This is a genomic window from Phenylobacterium sp. (genome assembly GCF_046290725.1).
GTDB lineage: Bacteria > Pseudomonadota > Alphaproteobacteria > Caulobacterales > Caulobacteraceae > Phenylobacterium.
This window is the reverse complement of the sequence record NZ_JBKBUH010000001.1, coordinates 1786134-1800980: the sequence shown is the minus strand read 5'-3', so window position 1 is coordinate 1800980 and position 14847 is coordinate 1786134. Positions and strand designations below refer to the sequence as shown.

The following is a 14847-nucleotide window of genomic DNA, read 5'->3' as shown; positions in this document are numbered from 1 at the left end:
ATGCGGCGCCAGATCTTCCTCGACTGCGACGGGGTGTTGGCCGACTTCGACAAGGGCGCGGAGAGGATCCTCGGCGCCCCACCGGGCGTTTTCGAAGCCCGCCGCGGGGCGGCCGAATTCTGGAAGCGGCTGGCCCGCGCCCCGGACTTCTTCGACAGTCTCGATCCCATGCCGGACGCCATGGAGCTCTATGAGGCGGTGCGGCATCGGAACCCGATCATCCTGACCGGCCTGCCTCGCGGGAATTGGGCCGAGCCGCAGAAGCGGCGCTGGGCCGAGCGGCACTTTCCCGGCGTGCCGGTGATCACCACCATGGCCGCCCTGAAGCACGAGCACCGGCATCCCGGCGACGCCCTGGTGGACGACCGCGACAAGCACCGCCACCTGTGGGAGGCCGAGGGCGGCGTCTTCATCCACCACAGGTCGGCCAGGGATTCGATCGCCCAGCTGCGGGCGCGCGGCTATCTCTGAAAAGGCCCGCTACTTCTGCTTGGGCTCCACATAGTCGTCGAGATTGTAGGGGCCGCGGTGCGGTTCGGTCCGGCCGGTCGCCACCTCGGCCGGCGTGGCGTCGGCCTGAGGCGCGGGTCCCTTGACGAAGAGGTGCGACCAGGCGAACGCGGCCACCACCACGATGCCGACGAAGATCAGGATCGCCGGGATCAGGGGCAACCGTCCGCGCAGCGGCCGGGGCACGTCCTTGTTGGCTTCGGGCATGAGGACTCCATTTCGTCGCTGTGTCGTCCTCATCAGAACAGGACCGGAGCGGACCGGTTCCGCGGTCAGAAGGGCCGTAGCCGCGCCATGGCCACGGAGTCCGCATAGGCGCCGTCGCGCCAGGCGAAGGCCCGGAAGAGCCCTTCCCGCTCGAAGCCGAAGCGTTCGTAAAGCGCGATGGCGCGGGCGTTGTCGGCATAGACGTTGAGCTCCAGCCGGGTCAGGTTCAGCCAGCGATCGGCCTGTTCGACGGCCGCAGCCATCAGGGCTGAGCCGGCGCCGCGGCCGGCGAAGGCGTCGTGCACCGCCATGCCGATGGTCCCGACGTGGCTGCGCCGCCCCTCCAGCCGGTTCAGGCCCAGCGTGCCGATCACCTTGCCCTCGACGACCGCCACGAAATTGGTGTGCCCGGCGGGCAGGCTCGCCATTCGCTTGCGGCGCTCCTCAATGCTGGTGAAGGGCGTCTGCAGGGCGCCCCACACCGCCCGCGGCTGGTTCAGCAGTTCGGCGACGTCCGCCGCATCTTCCGGCTCGCGGGCGCGGACCGTGATCTCCTGGTTCATCTCGTCTCTCTCCTTGCGGGACGGACGAGGCCCAGCAAAAAGCCCCGTCCGTCGCCGGCGGGGCTGGTGTCGGATGCGGCGTCTTGCGAAAGGTCCCTAGCGCGCGACGGCTCCCACCAGCCCAGGGCGGGCGGTGCAAAGCTCTACGTGCATAAGGGCCGCAAAGGCGCGCATGGGCTAAGCTTAGCGCGAAACTGGAGCCGAGAGAACGCCGGTGATCGAGGTCACCCCCGACATATCCCTGCAGGACGATGAGGTGGAGGAGCGGTTCATCCGCGCCGCCGGCCCCGGCGGGCAGAACGTCAACAAGGTCTCCACGGCCGTGGAGCTCAGGTTCGACGTGCGCCGTTCCCCGTCCCTGCCCAACGACGTGGCCGTGCGCCTGATGCGCCTGGCCGGCCGGCGGCTGACCCAGGAGGGGGTGCTGGTGCTGACCGCCATGCAATACCGCACCCAGGAGCGGAATCGCGCCGACGCGCTGGAGCGGTTGAAGGACCTGATCCGCAAGGCCGCCGAACCGCCGCCCCCGCCACGCAAGAAGACCAGGCCCACCAAGGCCTCCAAGGAGCGGCGGCTGGCGGCCAAGACCCGCCGCGGCGGGGTCAAGGCGATGCGTGGAAAGGTGCGCGGCGAAGACTGATCGCGCGTTCCGGGGTTGGCGGGGGGGCTTCCCCCTGACTATGGTTCGCCCGCCATGAAGACCGCCCGCTTACCCCTCGCCGCCGCCGCGACGGCGGCCCTGCTTTCCGCCTGCGCCCCCGTCTACGGCCCGCCGCCCCCGCCGCCCGGCCCGCCGCCGGCGGCCGACTTCCGCGCCCAGGACTTCGCCTGGTCCACCCGGCCCGGAACAGGCCGCGTGGACGGCCGCCTCGCCTATCGTCAGGGCCAGACCCGCTACACCTGCGCCGGCGCGGCGGTGTTGCTGACGCCGGAGACGCCGTGGAGCCGGCGGCGTATGACCATCCTCTATAACTCGCCCGAGCGTGCGGCCCTGCCCACCGCCGAGGTGCGGGCGCGAACGCCCTCGGCGCCCAGCGGCGACTATTCGGCCTTCGTGCGGCGGACCACCTGCGGTTCGGACGACCGTTTCACCTTCACAGGCCTGCCCAACGGCCCCTGGTTCGTGATCACGGTGGCGCGCCCCGCCGGCGGGGCCGCCGGAACCGAGATCGCCATCATGCGCCGGATCGAGATCCGCGGCGGCCGGCCGGTGGTGGTCGATCTCTAAGAGGCCACGGGAGCCGAACCGGAGCCTTGGACGTTAACCCTCGTCGAGGGACGCGACAGGGCGCGGAGGTTTCCATGCGCAAGACTATCGCTGCGGCGCTTGCCGCTTTCACCTTCGCAGGCGCGGTGGCCTCGGCCGCCCAGGCGCACGACACCGGCCGCAGGCATCGCCACAACGACGACGGCGCCGCCATCGCCGCAGGCATCGCTGGGCTTGCGATCGGCGCCGCCCTGGCGTCGAGCAGTCGGGATCGAGGATATTACGACCGCCGCTATTACGACCGCGGCTATTACGGCGGAGGCCATTATGCGCCGCGCTACTACGACCGTGGATACTATGGGCCGCCGGTCCGCTACGGCTATTACGAGCCGCGCCGGCGCCACTATTCCCGGACCTGTCGCACCTACAGCCGCTGGGATCCCTATTACGGCGGCTATGTCCGCGTGAGGCGCTGCTGGTAAGCAAAGAAAAACGCCCCGGATCGCTCCGGGGCGTTCGCCTTAGTGGACTTTCGCCCGGCCGATCTCCAGGCCCTCGGCGCCGGCGCCGACCTCGATCACCGAGCCGTCCTCCAGCTCGCCCGCCAGCAGCTTGCGGGCGATGGGATCGACCAGCTCCTTCTGGATCACGCGCTTCAGCGGACGGGCCCCGTAGACCGGGTCGTAGCCCTTGTCCGCCAGCCAGTTGGTGGCCGAGGGATCGAGGGCGATGGACATCCGCCGATCGGCCAGCAGCTTCTCCACCCGCTGGAGCTGGATACGGACGATATCGTCCATCTCCGCCCGGCCGAGCCGCTTGAAGAGGATGATCTCGTCGATCCGGTTCAGGAATTCCGGCCGGAAGTGACGGCGGACCACCTCCATGACCATGGGCCGCGCCTCTTCGATGTCCTCGCCCTCGGCCTGGTTGGCGAGGAATTCGGAGCCGAGGTTGGAGGTCATGATCAGCAGGGTGTTGCGGAAGTCCACCGTACGCCCCTGGCCGTCGGTCAGCCGGCCGTCGTCCAGCACCTGAAGCAGCACGTTGAAGACGTCCGGGTGGGCCTTCTCCACCTCGTCGAACAGCACGACCTGATAGGGCCGGCGGCGCACGGCCTCCGTCAGGGCCCCGCCTTCGTCGTAGCCGACATAGCCGGGCGGCGCGCCGATCATGCGGCTGACCGAGTGCTTCTCCATGTACTCGCTCATGTCGAGACGGGTGACCGCCGCCTCGTCATCGAACAGGAACTCGGCCAAGGCCTTGGTCAGCTCGGTCTTGCCGACACCGGTGGGGCCCAGGAACAGGAACGAGCCGATGGGGCGGTTCGGGTCCTTCAGGCCGGCGCGGGCGCGCCGCACGGCGTCGGAGACGGCCACCAGGGCTTCTTCCTGGCCGACCACCCGCTCGCGCAGGGCGTCCTCCATCTTCAGGAGCTTCTCGCGCTCGCCCTCCAGCATCTTCTCCACCGGCACGCCGGTCCAGCGGGAGACGACGGCGGCGATCTGCTCGGCGTCGACCACCTCCGGGCTGATCGGGTTCTCGGCGGCGGCCTTTTCCTCCTCCTCGAGCCGGCGCTCCAGGGCGGGGATCTCGCCATAGGCGATCTCCGAGGCGCGCTGCAGGTCGCCGCGGCGCTGGGCGGCCACCAGCTCGGCCCGCAGGCGGTCTAGGCCCTCGCGCGCCTGGGCGGCGGCGGAGACCTTGTCCTTCTCAGCCTTCCAGCGGGCGGTCATCTCCGCCGACTGGCCTTCGAGGTCGTCCAGCTCCTCCTCGAGCTTTTCCAGCCGCGCCCTGGACGCCGCGTCCGTCTCCTTGGAAAGGGCCTCGCGCTCGATCTTCAGCTGCACGATGCGCCGGTCGATCTCGTCCAGCTCCTCGGGCTTGGAGTCCACGGCCATGCGCACGCGGCTGGCCGCCTCGTCCACCAGGTCGATGGCCTTGTCGGGCAGGAAGCGGTCGGTAATGTAGCGGTTCGACAGCGTCGCGGCGGCCACGATGGCGTTGTCGGCGATGCGCACGCCGTGGTGGACCTCGTACTTCTCCTTCAGGCCGCGCAGGATGGAGACCGTGTCCTCCACCGTCGGCTCGGAGACGAAGACCGGCTGGAAGCGGCGGGCCAGGGCCGCGTCCTTCTCCACGTGCTTGCGGTACTCATCGAGGGTGGTCGCGCCCACGCAGTGCAGCTCGCCGCGCGCGAGGGCCGGCTTCAGCAGGTTCGAAGCGTCCATCGCCCCGTCCGTCTTGCCCGCGCCCACCAGGGTGTGCATCTCGTCGATGAAGAGGATGATCGAGCCCTCGGCCGCGGTCACCTCGCCCAGCACCGCCTTCAGCCGCTCCTCGAACTCGCCACGGTACTTCGCCCCGGCGATCAGCGCGCCCATGTCGAGCGCGTGCAGCTGCTTGTCCTTCAGGCCTTCGGGCACGTCGCCATTGACGATGCGCAGGGCCAGGCCCTCGACGATGGCGGTCTTGCCCACGCCGGGCTCGCCGATGAGGACGGGATTGTTCTTGGTGCGGCGGGAGAGGACCTGGATCGTGCGGCGGATTTCCTCGTCGCGGCCGATCACCGGGTCGAGCTTGCCGTCCCGCGCGGCCTGGGTCAGGTCGCGGGCGTAACGCTTCAGGGCGTCGTAGCCTTCCTCGGCCGAGGCGCTGTCGGCGGTCTTGCCCTTGCGCATGGCCTTGGCGGCTTCTTCCAGCGCCGCGGCGTTCGCGCCCGCGCCGGTCACGGCCTTGCCGGCCTCGCCGCCTTCCTTGACGATGGCGATCAGCAGGCGCTCGGTGGTCACGAAGGCGTCGCCTTCCTTCTTGGCGCCGTCCTCGGCCACGGCGAACACCCGCGCGGTCTCCGGCGCCATGTAGAGCTGGCCAGACCCACCCTCGACCTTCGGCCGCTTCGTAAGAAGGGCGTCGGCCGCCTTGTCGGCCTCGTCGGGCCGCCCGCCGGCGCTCTGGATCAGGGCGCGGGAAAGCCCGTCCTTCTCCTCCAGCAGCACCTTGAGCAGGTGCTCAGGCGCAAGCTGCTGGTGGCGGCGGGCGAGCGCCAGGCTCTGGGCCGACTGGATCGCCTGTTTGGCGCGGTCGGAATAGAGATCGATGTTCATGGTGTCCCCTTCGCGGCGGATGGCGGGGGCCGCCTTGATGAAGCACAACCCTCGCTCGCTGGGGATGTAGTGTGGCCGATTGGCCACACAAGCCCGATACTCAGTTCAATTCGGTCTTCTTCGGCGGGACGGGCGGCAAGGGGGCGACCGGCACGCCGTCCTCGACCAGCTTCTTCACCTCCGCCGGGCTCGCTTCGCCATAGATCCCGCGGTCCTCGGACCGGCCCTCGTGGATGGCGCGGGCCTCGCTCGCAAAGGCGTCGCCTACATAGTCGAAGTTCTCCTCCACGTGCCGGCGCACCTTGCCAATGGCCTCCATGACCATGGATCGCATCTGCGGCGGCAGGTCCGGAACGGCGGTCTTCTTCGTGCCGGCCACGGCCGGAGCCATGATCTGCTTTCGCACCACCCGGGTGGCGCAGACCGGGCATTCGAGCAGTCCCTTGGCGGACTGAGCATCGTAGTCGTCGGACGAGCCGAACCAGCCTTCGAATTCGTGGCCGTGCTCGCAGGCGAGCGCGTAGCGGATCATCCCGCCGCCTCCGGCCCGGCGAAGGGACGGGCGTTCACGAGAGCCGGTATCGCACGGCGGGCCTTGCCCACGGCCGCAAGGTCGAGATCGACGACCAGCACGCCGGGGTCGTCGTGGTCGAGCTTGCCCAGCACCTCGCCCCAGGGGCCCACGGCGAGCGTGCGGCCATAGGTCCCGCGACCGTCCTCATGGAAGCCGCCCTGAGCCGGCGCCAGGACGAAGGCGCCGGTCTCGATGGCACGGGCCCGCAACAGGATCTCCCAGTGCGCTTCCCCTGTGGGCCGGGTGAAGGCGGCGGGCACGGTGATGATCTCCGCCCCCGCCAAGGCGAGCGCCCGGTGCAGGGCCGGAAAGCGCACGTCGTAGCAGATGGTGAGGCCGAGCTTCGCCCCGGCAGCCTCGGCCAGCACGGCCCGATCGCCAGGTTCGTAGGTTTCGCTCTCCCGCGCCGTCTCGCCGGTGGGCAGGTCGACGTTGAACATGTGCAGCTTGTCGTAGGTGGCCACGATTTCTCCGCCAGGAGAGACCAGAGCCGCGCGGTTGGCCGCCTTGCCGTCCTCGCGCTGGACCAGGGCCGAGCCGATCAGCAGCCAGACGGAGAGTTCGGCGGCCAGCGCCTGCAGGCCGCGCACCACGGGATCCTCAGAAAGGTTCGTCAGCTGCGGCAGCAGCCGCACCTTGTCCTTCTGGAGGATGTTGGCGCCCTCGGGCGTGGCGATCAGGCTCGCGCCGCGCTCCGCCGCCTCGCGCACCAGAGGCGCGACATGGGCCAGCGCCGCGGCGTGGGTGGCGGGCGTCCTCGTCTGGATCAGTCCGACGCGCAGGGTCATGCGGGCCTCCGATAGGTCAAGGCCCAGGAAAGCTCAACCTTTACGCCGCCAGCAGCGGATCGAGCTTGCCGGCGTATTCCAGCGCCATCATGTCGTCGCAGCCGCCGATGTGGCGCTCGCCGATGAAGATCTGCGGGAAGGTCGTGCGGCCGCCGGCGCGCTGGATCATCTCCTGCTTCTTCGCAGGATCGAACGCGGCCTCGATCTCTGTGAACGGCACGCCCTTCTTCTCCAGCAGCGAAACCGCGCGGACGCAGTAGGGGCAGTAGGGTTTGGTGTAGATGGTGACGTCGGCCATGGCTCGATGAACGCTGAGATCCTTCAAAGTTTCATATGGTGCGGTTCGCCGCCTCTTGCACGCGGGCGATTACGGCCACATCGACGCAGGCCGCGCCGGCCGCCAGAAGCGCCCGCGAACAGCCTTCTAAAGTGGCGCCGGTGGTCATGACGTCGTCGACCAGCAGGATTCGCCGGCCCTCCACCTGCGCCGCGCGCCCCGGCGGGACCATGAAGGCGCCGGCCACATTGCGTCGCCGTCCGGAGGCGGACTTCCCGCCCTGGGTCCCGGTGGCGCGCCGCCGCACAAGGGCGTCCGGCAGGTAAGGGACACCGGAGAGGCGCGAGAGCGCGCGGGCGATCTCGGCGGCTTGGTTATAGCGGCGGGCGAAGAGGCGCCCGGGGTGCAGGGGGACTGGCGCCAAGGCCTCCGCCTCCCCTAGCAGGTTTTGGGCCGCCCGGCTGAGCCAGCGGGCGAACAGCGGCGCGAGATCCGTGCGGTCGGCGTGCTTGAGTTGCAGGATCAGACCGCTGGCGTTCTCGTCGTAGAGACAAGCCGCCCGGGCGCGGGAGAAGACGCGAGGCTTCGCCTCGCAGGCGGCGCAGCGCACGCCGGGGCCAAGGTCGAACTCGAAAGGCGCGCCGCAGCCGTCGCACAGCGGACCGTCGATGAAGCGGATGCGGCTCCAGGCCTCGGCGGAGAGGCCGGTGGTCAGCGGCTGCGGCCCGGCGTCCAGGGCCTGCGGCGGGAACAGGAGGTCGAGCGCCGACCGGGCGAGGTCTTTCATGCGGGCCCCGGGTTCCCACCGCGGCTCGGAATCGCCATGTTGCAGCCCGCCAGATCGCAGGTTCAATGTCCGCCCCGCCCCACATCTTCGACCGCACGCGCCTGCGCGCCCGCCTGGAGCGCGCCGCCCCCCGTTTCCCCGAGGCCGACTTCCTGAAGCGCCGGGCGGCGGAGGACGCAGTCGTGCGCCTCGAAGCGATCATGCGCGACTTCCCGCTCGCCGTCGACCTGGGCGCGCGCACCGGGGCCTTCCGCGAGGCCCTGGCCCGGAGCGACGCGGCCGCACGCGTCGGCCATCTGATCGAGACCGACCTCGCGCCGCAGATGTTGAACGGCCGCCCGGGACCCCGGCTGGTCGCCGACGAGGAGCGCCTGCCCTTCGCCGCCGGGTCGCTGGACCTGGTGGTCTCCAGCCTCGCCCTGCACTGGACCAACGACGTGGTCGGCGCCCTGATCCAGATCCGGCGGGCGCTGAAGCCGGACGGGCTGTTCATCGGCTCTCTGCTCGGCGGGGCCACCCTCACCGAACTGCGCCAGGCGCTGCTGGCCGCCGAAGCCGAGCTCACGGGCGGGGCCGGGCCGCGGGTTTCGCCCTTCGCCGACGCCTATGACGCAGCCGGCCTGCTGCAGCGCGCGGGCTTCGCCCTGCCCGTCGCCGATGTCGACCGGGTGACCGTGCGCTACGCCCATCCGTTGAAGCTGCTGGCCGATCTGCGGGCCATGGGCGAGACCGCCGCCCCTGCGGAGGCTCATCCCAAACCCCTGACGCGCGGGGTGCTGATGCGGGCCTGCGAAATCTATCAGGATCGCTTCGCGGAGGCCGACGGGCGCGTCCCCGCCACATTCGAGATCCTCACCCTCACCGGCTGGGCGCCGCACGAGAGCCAGCAGAAGCCGCTGAAGCCCGGCTCGGCCACCACCCGTCTGGCCGACGCTCTGAAGACGGTGGAGCACCGGGTTCCCCGCAGCGAGGGCTGATCGCCCTCACGTCTGCTCAAGCCCGAGGCAGGAGGCCGCCCGGCCGGTCAAAAGGTCGCAGGGCCCGCCACATTGGGGTCGCTTTATCACCTCGCCTGCTGTTTATGTTCGCCCCTCCCCTCCACAACCCGACGACAGGAGCAGACTTGATGCGGAAAACCCTTCTCGCCGCCGGCCTCTTCGGCGCCCTGGCGCTGGCCTCCGCCGCCCATGCCCGGGCCGAGGTCTCCGACGCCGACCTCAAGGCGTTCGGCGCCGCCATGACCGAAGTTCAGAAGATCAATGCCGAATACACCCCGAAAATGACCGGGGCCGACGGCCCGACCAAGGACAGCCTGCAGCGCGAAATGATCTCCAAGATGGGTGCGGCGGTCAGCGCCAGCGGCCTCTCGCCCGAGAAGTACAACGAGATCTCGACTGCGGTGCAGACCGACGAGGCCCTGCGCCAGCGCCTGGTCGAGACCCTGCAGCAGGCCGACTGAGGCTTTCAAGTTAGGGGCGGGCGACGAAGCCCGCCCTTGACGTCCGACGTAATGGCCGATCCGGACCGGTCGCCTTAAGCCTTGGCCATGACGGGACTCGCGGATCTGATCGGCCGATACGCCGCCGCCTGGCGCGTCGGCGACCTTGCGGGCCTGAGAGCCTGCTACCACCCCGACTTCACGCTCCACTATTTCGGCGTCAATTCCCTGGCGGGTGAACACGCCGGGCTGGAGGCCGCGCTTTCGGCCATGAGCGAGATCGGCCGGCGGGCCGAGCGCCGGCTGCTGGAGATCCAGGACGTGCTCGTCGGCGAGCACAAGGCGGCGATCCTGGCGCGCGAAAGCTTCACGCGCGGGAATCTTACGGCGGACGTCGACCGCGTGCTGGTCTACGCCGCACAGGACGCGCTGCTGCGACATTGCTGGGTCTATGACGCCGATCAGCCGCTGATGGACCGCTTCCTCGCCTAAGCGCCCGGCGGGCGGGCGTCAGACCTGCTGGAGCAGGGGTCGGAGCGCCTCCGTGCGCCGGTAGAGCAGATGGCTGTAGAGGAAGACGAGCACGCCCAGGCCCTCCAGCCCCTCCTCCACCGCCACCGCCACGCGATAGGGCAAGGCCGAGGCGTCGCCGCCGAAGTCGGACAGGATCTTGCCGCCGACCATCTCCATTCCGACCGCGCCGCCGAGGAACAGGGCCGCCGAGAGGAGCATGAGCATGCGCACCCGTCCGGGCAGGCGCAGCAGGAAGGGCGTCGCCGCAGCGAGCCCGAGCAGGCAGACGGCCGCCGCCGGGACCACCCAGGCGAACATCAGGAAACCGGAGGTGGGGATCGCCTCGCTGAGGCGCTGGGAGGCGATCTCGTGCAGGCTGAGCGCCTCGTCGATCGAAAGCAGGACGAAGATTGCGGAGAGCGCCAGCCACTGGCTGGCCACGAAGCGCTCCGCCCGACGCATCTTGGCGCCGGTATCGAAGAGCAGCAGGGCGACCAGCGCCAATAGAAGCTGAGAAAACCAGGTGTAGAGGCTGCGCTCGACATCCACATCCAGCAGCCAGATGCGAGCGGCGCCGTAGTCGACGGCGAGATCCTGGGCAACATTCGCCGAGATGAGACCCGCCCAGATTCCAAGCAGGCTTAGCCATGACATCCGCAGCGACGCCGTCAGGACGGGCGCAGGCGCAGATCTTCTCCCAACTGGCGAAGCTGCAACCACAGCCATCTCCTCTACCCCCGTCACAAAACTGTAATGATGGAGCGACGACGTCAACCTTATGTCGTGCAGACGACGGTCTCGGCTCAGGACAGGTCTTCGAGCGGGCGTCGATCGGCGCCCAGGCGAACGACCAGGTCGGCTCGCCCCGGCATCTCCGCCAGGATGTGGCGCGTCAGGCGCTCGTAATGAGCAACGAAGGCGGCCACCTGATCCTCGCTCATGGCGCGGGCGGGATCGCCGCCCTCACGGGCGAGCCTGGCCCTGAGCTTGCGCTCCTGCTCCCGGCGCCACCCGGCGACCACTTCGAACCCCGGCGCCTGCAGGAGAACGAGGCGATCCAGGCGGCCGAACAGGCGCAGGTAGGGGCCCGCAAGCTGGTCGTTGACATAGGCGCGCCAGACGCCCTGCGGGTCCTGGCGGCGCTCCAGGTCGTTGACCGGCTCCGCCAGGGCCTCCGGCGGTTGGGGCCGGGCGCCCACGCACCAACCTTCGAACAGCACGAGGTCGGCGGGACCCCGGAACCGCGGCCAGGCCGCCGGCGGGGCGCGATCATCGGCGGCCTTGTCGAAGGCCGGCAGAACGGCTTCGCCTGCCCGCGCCAGGGTGGCGAGGACCTCTTCGCCCAGCTCCACATCGTGCGTGCCCGGCACGCCGCGGACAGCCAACAGCGGATGGACCTCCCGCGCCAGAACGGCCCGTTCGGCGCGGGAGAGATAGAGGTCGTCCAGCGAGAGCCGCGCGACGCGAAGGCCGCGATCCGCCAGCAGCCGCGCCACGACCGCCGCGAGCGTGGTCTTCCCGCTGCCTTGGGCGCCGCAGATCCCGACCACGAGGGGGCGGCGAACGGCCCAGCCCTCGATCCGCTCGGCCAGGGGAAGGCAGACGCGTTCCACCGTCTCGGCGTAGCCAACGGGCAGGGCTTCGGCGGCCATGAAGTCGGAGAGCCAGGTCACGGGGTCTCCATCCCCTGCGCGATACGCGCGGCGATGTCCTTCAGCCGCCGCTTTCGGGGCGTTGCGGCGCGCCACGCCATGCCGATCGTGCGGCGCGGCTGGGGATCGGCGAAGGGTCGCACCGCGATGCGCGGGTCGATGATCTCGTCGGCGGCGAGCTTGGGGACGAGGGTGATCCCCTGGCCGTGGGCGACCAGCTGCAGCACCGTGTTCAGGCTGGTGGCGCCGAAGGTGGAGAGATCGCCCAGCTCGCAGGCGCCCAGCGCCTGCTCACGCAGGCAGTGGCCTTCCTCCAGCAGCAGCAGGCGCTCGGCCGGCAGGTCGCGGGGATCGGAAGGGCCGGCAGGATCGCTCGCCGGCGCGGCGAGCAGGAAGGGATCGTCGAACAGGGCGGTCGCCTCGATCCCTTCCGCCTCCAGGGGCAAGGCGGCGATAACCGCGTCGAGATCGCCGGCGGCGAGCTCGGAGACCAGGGCGGCGGTCCGGGTCTCGCGGACCTTCAGCTCCAGCCCCGGCACGGCCGCGTTGAGCAGCGGCAGGATCTTCGGCAGCAGATAGGGCGCAACGGTGGGGATCATCCCCAGGACCAGGCGCTTCGACTCCGCCTCCTTCTGCGCCCGGGCGAACGCCTCGAAATCCTTTACGCCCGCGGTAAGGGCTCGGGCGCGCTCGGCCAGGGCTTCGCCGGCCTCGGTCAGCACCGCTCCGGACCGCCTCCGCTCGACCAGCGGAACTTCGAGTTCGGCCTCCAGGTCCCGGATCTGCATGGAAAGGGCCGGCTGGGTGACGTGGCAGGCCGCCGCGGCCCGGCCGAAATGGCCATGGTCGGCCAGGGCGACGAGATAGCGAAGCTGACGGAGCGTGGTCATCCCCACAAGATAACTTATCGCTCGGTCATGTGAACGCAGGAAGGCTTATCTCCGCCTCTCCACCCTCAGGCGCCGATCAGGTGCAGCGCCACCTGCCGCCTATGGGGCCGACGGCGGTGCTCGAAGAGGTAGATTCCCTGCCAGGTCCCCAGCGCCAGCCGCCGCCGCATCAGTGGGATCGAGAGCTGGGTCTGGGTCAGGGCCGCGCGGATATGGGCCGGCATGTCGTCCGGCCCCTCGGCTTCGTGGATATAGCGCCCGGGCTCCTCCGGCGCGATGCGGGCGAAAAAGGCCTTCAGGTCGGCCTGCACATCCGGGTCGGCGTTCTCCTGGATCAGCAGCGAGGCGGAGGTATGCCGGCAGAAGACCGTCAGCAGGCCGTCCGCCAGGCCCTGCCCCTCGACCCAGCGCGTTACCTCGCCGGTGATCTCGAACAGCCCTGCTCCGGCGGTGGCGACCTCGAGCGTGTGGTGAGCCTGGCGCATGGCGCAAAGCATAGGGCCGACCGGCGCAGGCTCAATACGCCTCCCGGTCCCGGTGCTTCATGCGCCGTTTCACGTCCTTGTTCCGCTGGATCCACAGCTTGCGGTATTCCGCCCGGGCCTGCGGATCGTCGCGGCGGTCGAGGTGGGCGAGCTCGCGCTGCAGCTTGCCGAAGCTCTTCCAGCGGCCCTCGTCGAGGTCGCCGGCCTCCAATGCCGTGCGGACGGCGCAGCCCGGCTCGCCCTGATGGCTGCAGTCGCGGAAGCGGCAGCCGGCGGCCAGGGCCTCGATGTCCTCGAAGGTCGCCGACAGCCCCTCCTCCGCCTGCCAGAGGCCGAGCTCGCGCATGCCGGGCGTATCCAGGATCAGCGCCCCTCCCGGCAGCCGCACCAGTTCGCGATGGGTGGTGGTGTGCCGTCCGCGGGCGTCGTCCTCGCGGACGCCGCCGGTGGCCATCAGCTCTTCGCCCGCCAGCGCATTGACCAGGGTGGACTTGCCGACGCCCGAGGAGCCGAGCAGCACGGCGGTGCGCCCCGGCTCCAGCAGGGCCGCGACCTTCTCCATGCCTTCCCCGCTGAGCGCCGAGACCGGCAGGACCGGAACTCCGAAGGCGATGGCCTCCACCTCGGCGGTCAGGGCCGCGGCGTCTTCACAGGCGTCGGCCTTGGTCAGCACGACGACGGGCTTGGCGCCGCTCTCCCAGGCGGTGGCGAGATAGCGCTCCAGCCGCCGCAGGCTGAGGTCGGCGTTGAGCGAGGCGACCAGCAGGACGAGGTCGACATTGGCCGCCACCACCTGCAAGCCCCCGCCCGGCCCGGAGGCTCGCCGGGTGAAGACGCTCGCCCGCGGCAGGACGTGATGAACGGTTGCGGCGCGCTCGCCGGCGCGCAGGCGCGCGGCCACCCAGTCGCCGGCAACGGGATGGTCGCCCTCCTGGGCCTGGTGCAGGAACCGGCCCGAGAGCTCGGCGGCGACCTCGCCCTCGGGGGTGACGAGCCGGTAGAGCCCGCGCTGTTGGACGATGACGCGGCCGGGCGTCAGTCCCTCGGCCGCATGGAATGCGAATTGGCGCTGGAGCGTCTCGCTCCAGCCATAGGCGTCGAGCAAGGCTGGACATCCTTCGGTTCGATAGCCGGATCGGGCGTCGCCGAAGGAGGAAGGTCTAAGGTATCAGGATACCAAGGCGGCGACGCAGCGGAGCGGGGTGCGGACGAAGACAGTCATGGCGCATCCCTCCTTTCTTGCATCGCATCGGGACGTGCAAAGGCTAGGCGCGAGGTCGAAGCCGGTCAAGACCGTGCAGAGGGGCCTTCAGATCAGGTCGCGCAACCACGCCACCAGCGGCGCGTCGGCCGGGGGCATGGGATAGTCCGAAAGCTTCGCCGGCTTCACCCAGGCGATCGCCTTGTGTTCGCGAGCCGTGACGAACCCTTCCCAGCGGCGGCACAGATAAAGCGGCATCAGCAGATGGAAGCTCTCATAGGCGTGGCTGGCGAAGACGAAGGGGGCGAGACAGGCCTGGGCGACGGTGATCCCCAGCTCCTCGTGCAACTCGCGGATCAGGCAGGCTTCCGGGGTTTCGCCGGGCTCCACCTTGCCGCCGGGAAATTCCCACAGGCCGGCCAGCTGCTTGCCCTCCGGACGCTGGCAGATCAGCACCCGGCCGTCGGTGTCGATCAGGGCGGCGGCGGCCACGAGGAGCATGGGCTTGGCGTCGGACATGGCGCTGCAATCGCGAGGCTGGCGCGGAAATGCAAGCCCCGGACGCTGCAAGCGCGGCCATTGTTCATTGACATTTAAGGCTTCAAGCGCCATGTCCCTGCTGCGCCGCAACATCCGCGGCGCTATCGGCGC

General features: G+C 70.0%; 20 protein-coding genes. 7 read left to right on the top strand and 13 right to left on the bottom strand.

Going from position 1 to position 14847, the window contains the following annotated elements; genetic code table 11:
- Window positions 1-471 (top strand): 5' nucleotidase, NT5C type, encoded by a 471-nt coding sequence (locus ACK41C_RS09375; RefSeq protein ID WP_409653100.1) that lies wholly within the window; start codon window positions 1-3, stop codon window positions 469-471.
- 9 nt (window positions 472-480) lie between these two features.
- On the opposite strand, the gene ACK41C_RS09370 is transcribed toward ACK41C_RS09375, so the two are convergent.
- Window positions 481-717: a hypothetical protein gene (locus tag ACK41C_RS09370; protein WP_409653099.1), complete on the bottom strand. Its 237-nt coding sequence runs from the start codon at window positions 715-717 to the stop codon at window positions 481-483.
- Window positions 718-782: 65 nt separating this feature from the next.
- Window positions 783-1280, bottom strand: coding sequence for a GNAT family N-acetyltransferase (locus ACK41C_RS09365; RefSeq protein WP_409653098.1), 498 nt, complete (start codon window positions 1278-1280; stop codon window positions 783-785).
- A gap of 214 nt (window positions 1281-1494) precedes the next feature.
- Here ACK41C_RS09365 and arfB point away from each other — a divergent pair, with 214 nt between their 5' ends.
- The 3 genes from arfB (at window position 1495) to ACK41C_RS09350 (ending at window position 2969) form a co-directional block, all read left to right on the top strand.
- The gene (gene arfB / locus ACK41C_RS09360) at window positions 1495-1920 is read left to right on the top strand and encodes an alternative ribosome rescue aminoacyl-tRNA hydrolase ArfB (RefSeq protein WP_409653096.1); all 426 of its coding nucleotides are present in this window, start codon (window positions 1495-1497) and stop codon (window positions 1918-1920) included.
- A 54-nt stretch (window positions 1921-1974) separates the two neighbouring features.
- Entirely contained in the window at window positions 1975-2508 is a 534-nt protein-coding gene (locus ACK41C_RS09355) for a hypothetical protein (protein WP_409653094.1), read from the top strand.
- Window positions 2509-2582: 74 nt separating this feature from the next.
- Entirely contained in the window at window positions 2583-2969 is a 387-nt protein-coding gene (locus ACK41C_RS09350) for a hypothetical protein (RefSeq protein ID WP_409653092.1), read from the top strand.
- Between the two features lie 39 nt (window positions 2970-3008).
- Here the strand turns inward: ACK41C_RS09350 and clpB are convergent, their stop codons facing one another.
- The 5 genes from clpB to ACK41C_RS09325 form a co-directional block, all read right to left on the bottom strand.
- On the bottom strand, window positions 3009-5591 hold the full coding sequence (gene clpB / locus ACK41C_RS09345) for an ATP-dependent chaperone ClpB (protein WP_409653090.1): 2583 nt from the start codon (window positions 5589-5591) through the stop codon (window positions 3009-3011).
- A 100-nt stretch (window positions 5592-5691) separates the two neighbouring features.
- Entirely contained in the window at window positions 5692-6123 is a 432-nt protein-coding gene (locus ACK41C_RS09340; RefSeq protein WP_409653088.1) for a DUF1178 family protein, read from the bottom strand.
- Window positions 6120-6953 (bottom strand): carbon-nitrogen hydrolase family protein, encoded by an 834-nt coding sequence (locus tag ACK41C_RS09335; RefSeq protein WP_409653086.1) that lies wholly within the window; start codon window positions 6951-6953, stop codon window positions 6120-6122. Before ACK41C_RS09335 ends, ACK41C_RS09340 begins: the two co-directional genes overlap by 4 nt.
- A gap of 40 nt (window positions 6954-6993) precedes the next feature.
- A complete protein-coding gene (gene grxC, locus ACK41C_RS09330) occupies window positions 6994-7251 on the bottom strand; it encodes a glutaredoxin 3 (protein ID WP_409653084.1) in 258 nt (85 codons plus the stop codon).
- Window positions 7252-7282: 31 nt separating this feature from the next.
- Entirely contained in the window at window positions 7283-8017 is a 735-nt protein-coding gene (locus ACK41C_RS09325) for a ComF family protein (RefSeq protein ID WP_409653082.1), read from the bottom strand.
- Between the two features lie 65 nt (window positions 8018-8082).
- Here ACK41C_RS09325 and ACK41C_RS09320 point away from each other — a divergent pair, with 65 nt between their 5' ends.
- From ACK41C_RS09320 to ACK41C_RS09310, 3 genes are all read left to right on the top strand, one after another.
- Window positions 8083-8994, top strand: a complete 912-nt coding sequence (locus ACK41C_RS09320; protein WP_409653080.1) for a methyltransferase domain-containing protein — start codon at window positions 8083-8085, stop codon at window positions 8992-8994.
- A gap of 149 nt (window positions 8995-9143) precedes the next feature.
- The gene (locus ACK41C_RS09315) at window positions 9144-9476 is read left to right on the top strand and encodes a DUF4168 domain-containing protein (protein WP_409653078.1); all 333 of its coding nucleotides are present in this window, start codon (window positions 9144-9146) and stop codon (window positions 9474-9476) included.
- Between the two features lie 87 nt (window positions 9477-9563).
- Complete coding sequence (locus ACK41C_RS09310; protein WP_409653076.1) at window positions 9564-9947, top strand: nuclear transport factor 2 family protein; 384 nt, start codon at window positions 9564-9566, stop codon at window positions 9945-9947.
- A gap of 18 nt (window positions 9948-9965) precedes the next feature.
- On the opposite strand, the gene ACK41C_RS09305 is transcribed toward ACK41C_RS09310, so the two are convergent.
- The 6 genes from ACK41C_RS09305 to mutT form a co-directional block, all read right to left on the bottom strand.
- Window positions 9966-10622, bottom strand: coding sequence for a hypothetical protein (locus ACK41C_RS09305; protein ID WP_409653074.1), 657 nt, complete (start codon window positions 10620-10622; stop codon window positions 9966-9968).
- A 149-nt stretch (window positions 10623-10771) separates the two neighbouring features.
- A complete protein-coding gene (locus ACK41C_RS09300) occupies window positions 10772-11620 on the bottom strand; it encodes a kinase (RefSeq protein WP_409653971.1) in 849 nt (282 codons plus the stop codon).
- A gap of 17 nt (window positions 11621-11637) precedes the next feature.
- Window positions 11638-12510, bottom strand: coding sequence for a LysR substrate-binding domain-containing protein (locus ACK41C_RS09295; protein ID WP_409653072.1), 873 nt, complete (start codon window positions 12508-12510; stop codon window positions 11638-11640).
- A gap of 65 nt (window positions 12511-12575) precedes the next feature.
- Window positions 12576-12995, bottom strand: coding sequence for a secondary thiamine-phosphate synthase enzyme YjbQ (locus ACK41C_RS09290; protein WP_409653070.1), 420 nt, complete (start codon window positions 12993-12995; stop codon window positions 12576-12578).
- A 31-nt stretch (window positions 12996-13026) separates the two neighbouring features.
- Window positions 13027-14100 (bottom strand): ribosome small subunit-dependent GTPase A, encoded by a 1074-nt coding sequence (gene rsgA, locus ACK41C_RS09285; protein WP_409653068.1) that lies wholly within the window; start codon window positions 14098-14100, stop codon window positions 13027-13029.
- Between the two features lie 204 nt (window positions 14101-14304).
- On the bottom strand, window positions 14305-14715 hold the full coding sequence (gene mutT / locus ACK41C_RS09280) for an 8-oxo-dGTP diphosphatase MutT (protein ID WP_409653065.1): 411 nt from the start codon (window positions 14713-14715) through the stop codon (window positions 14305-14307).
- Window positions 14716-14847 lie beyond the last annotated feature (132 nt).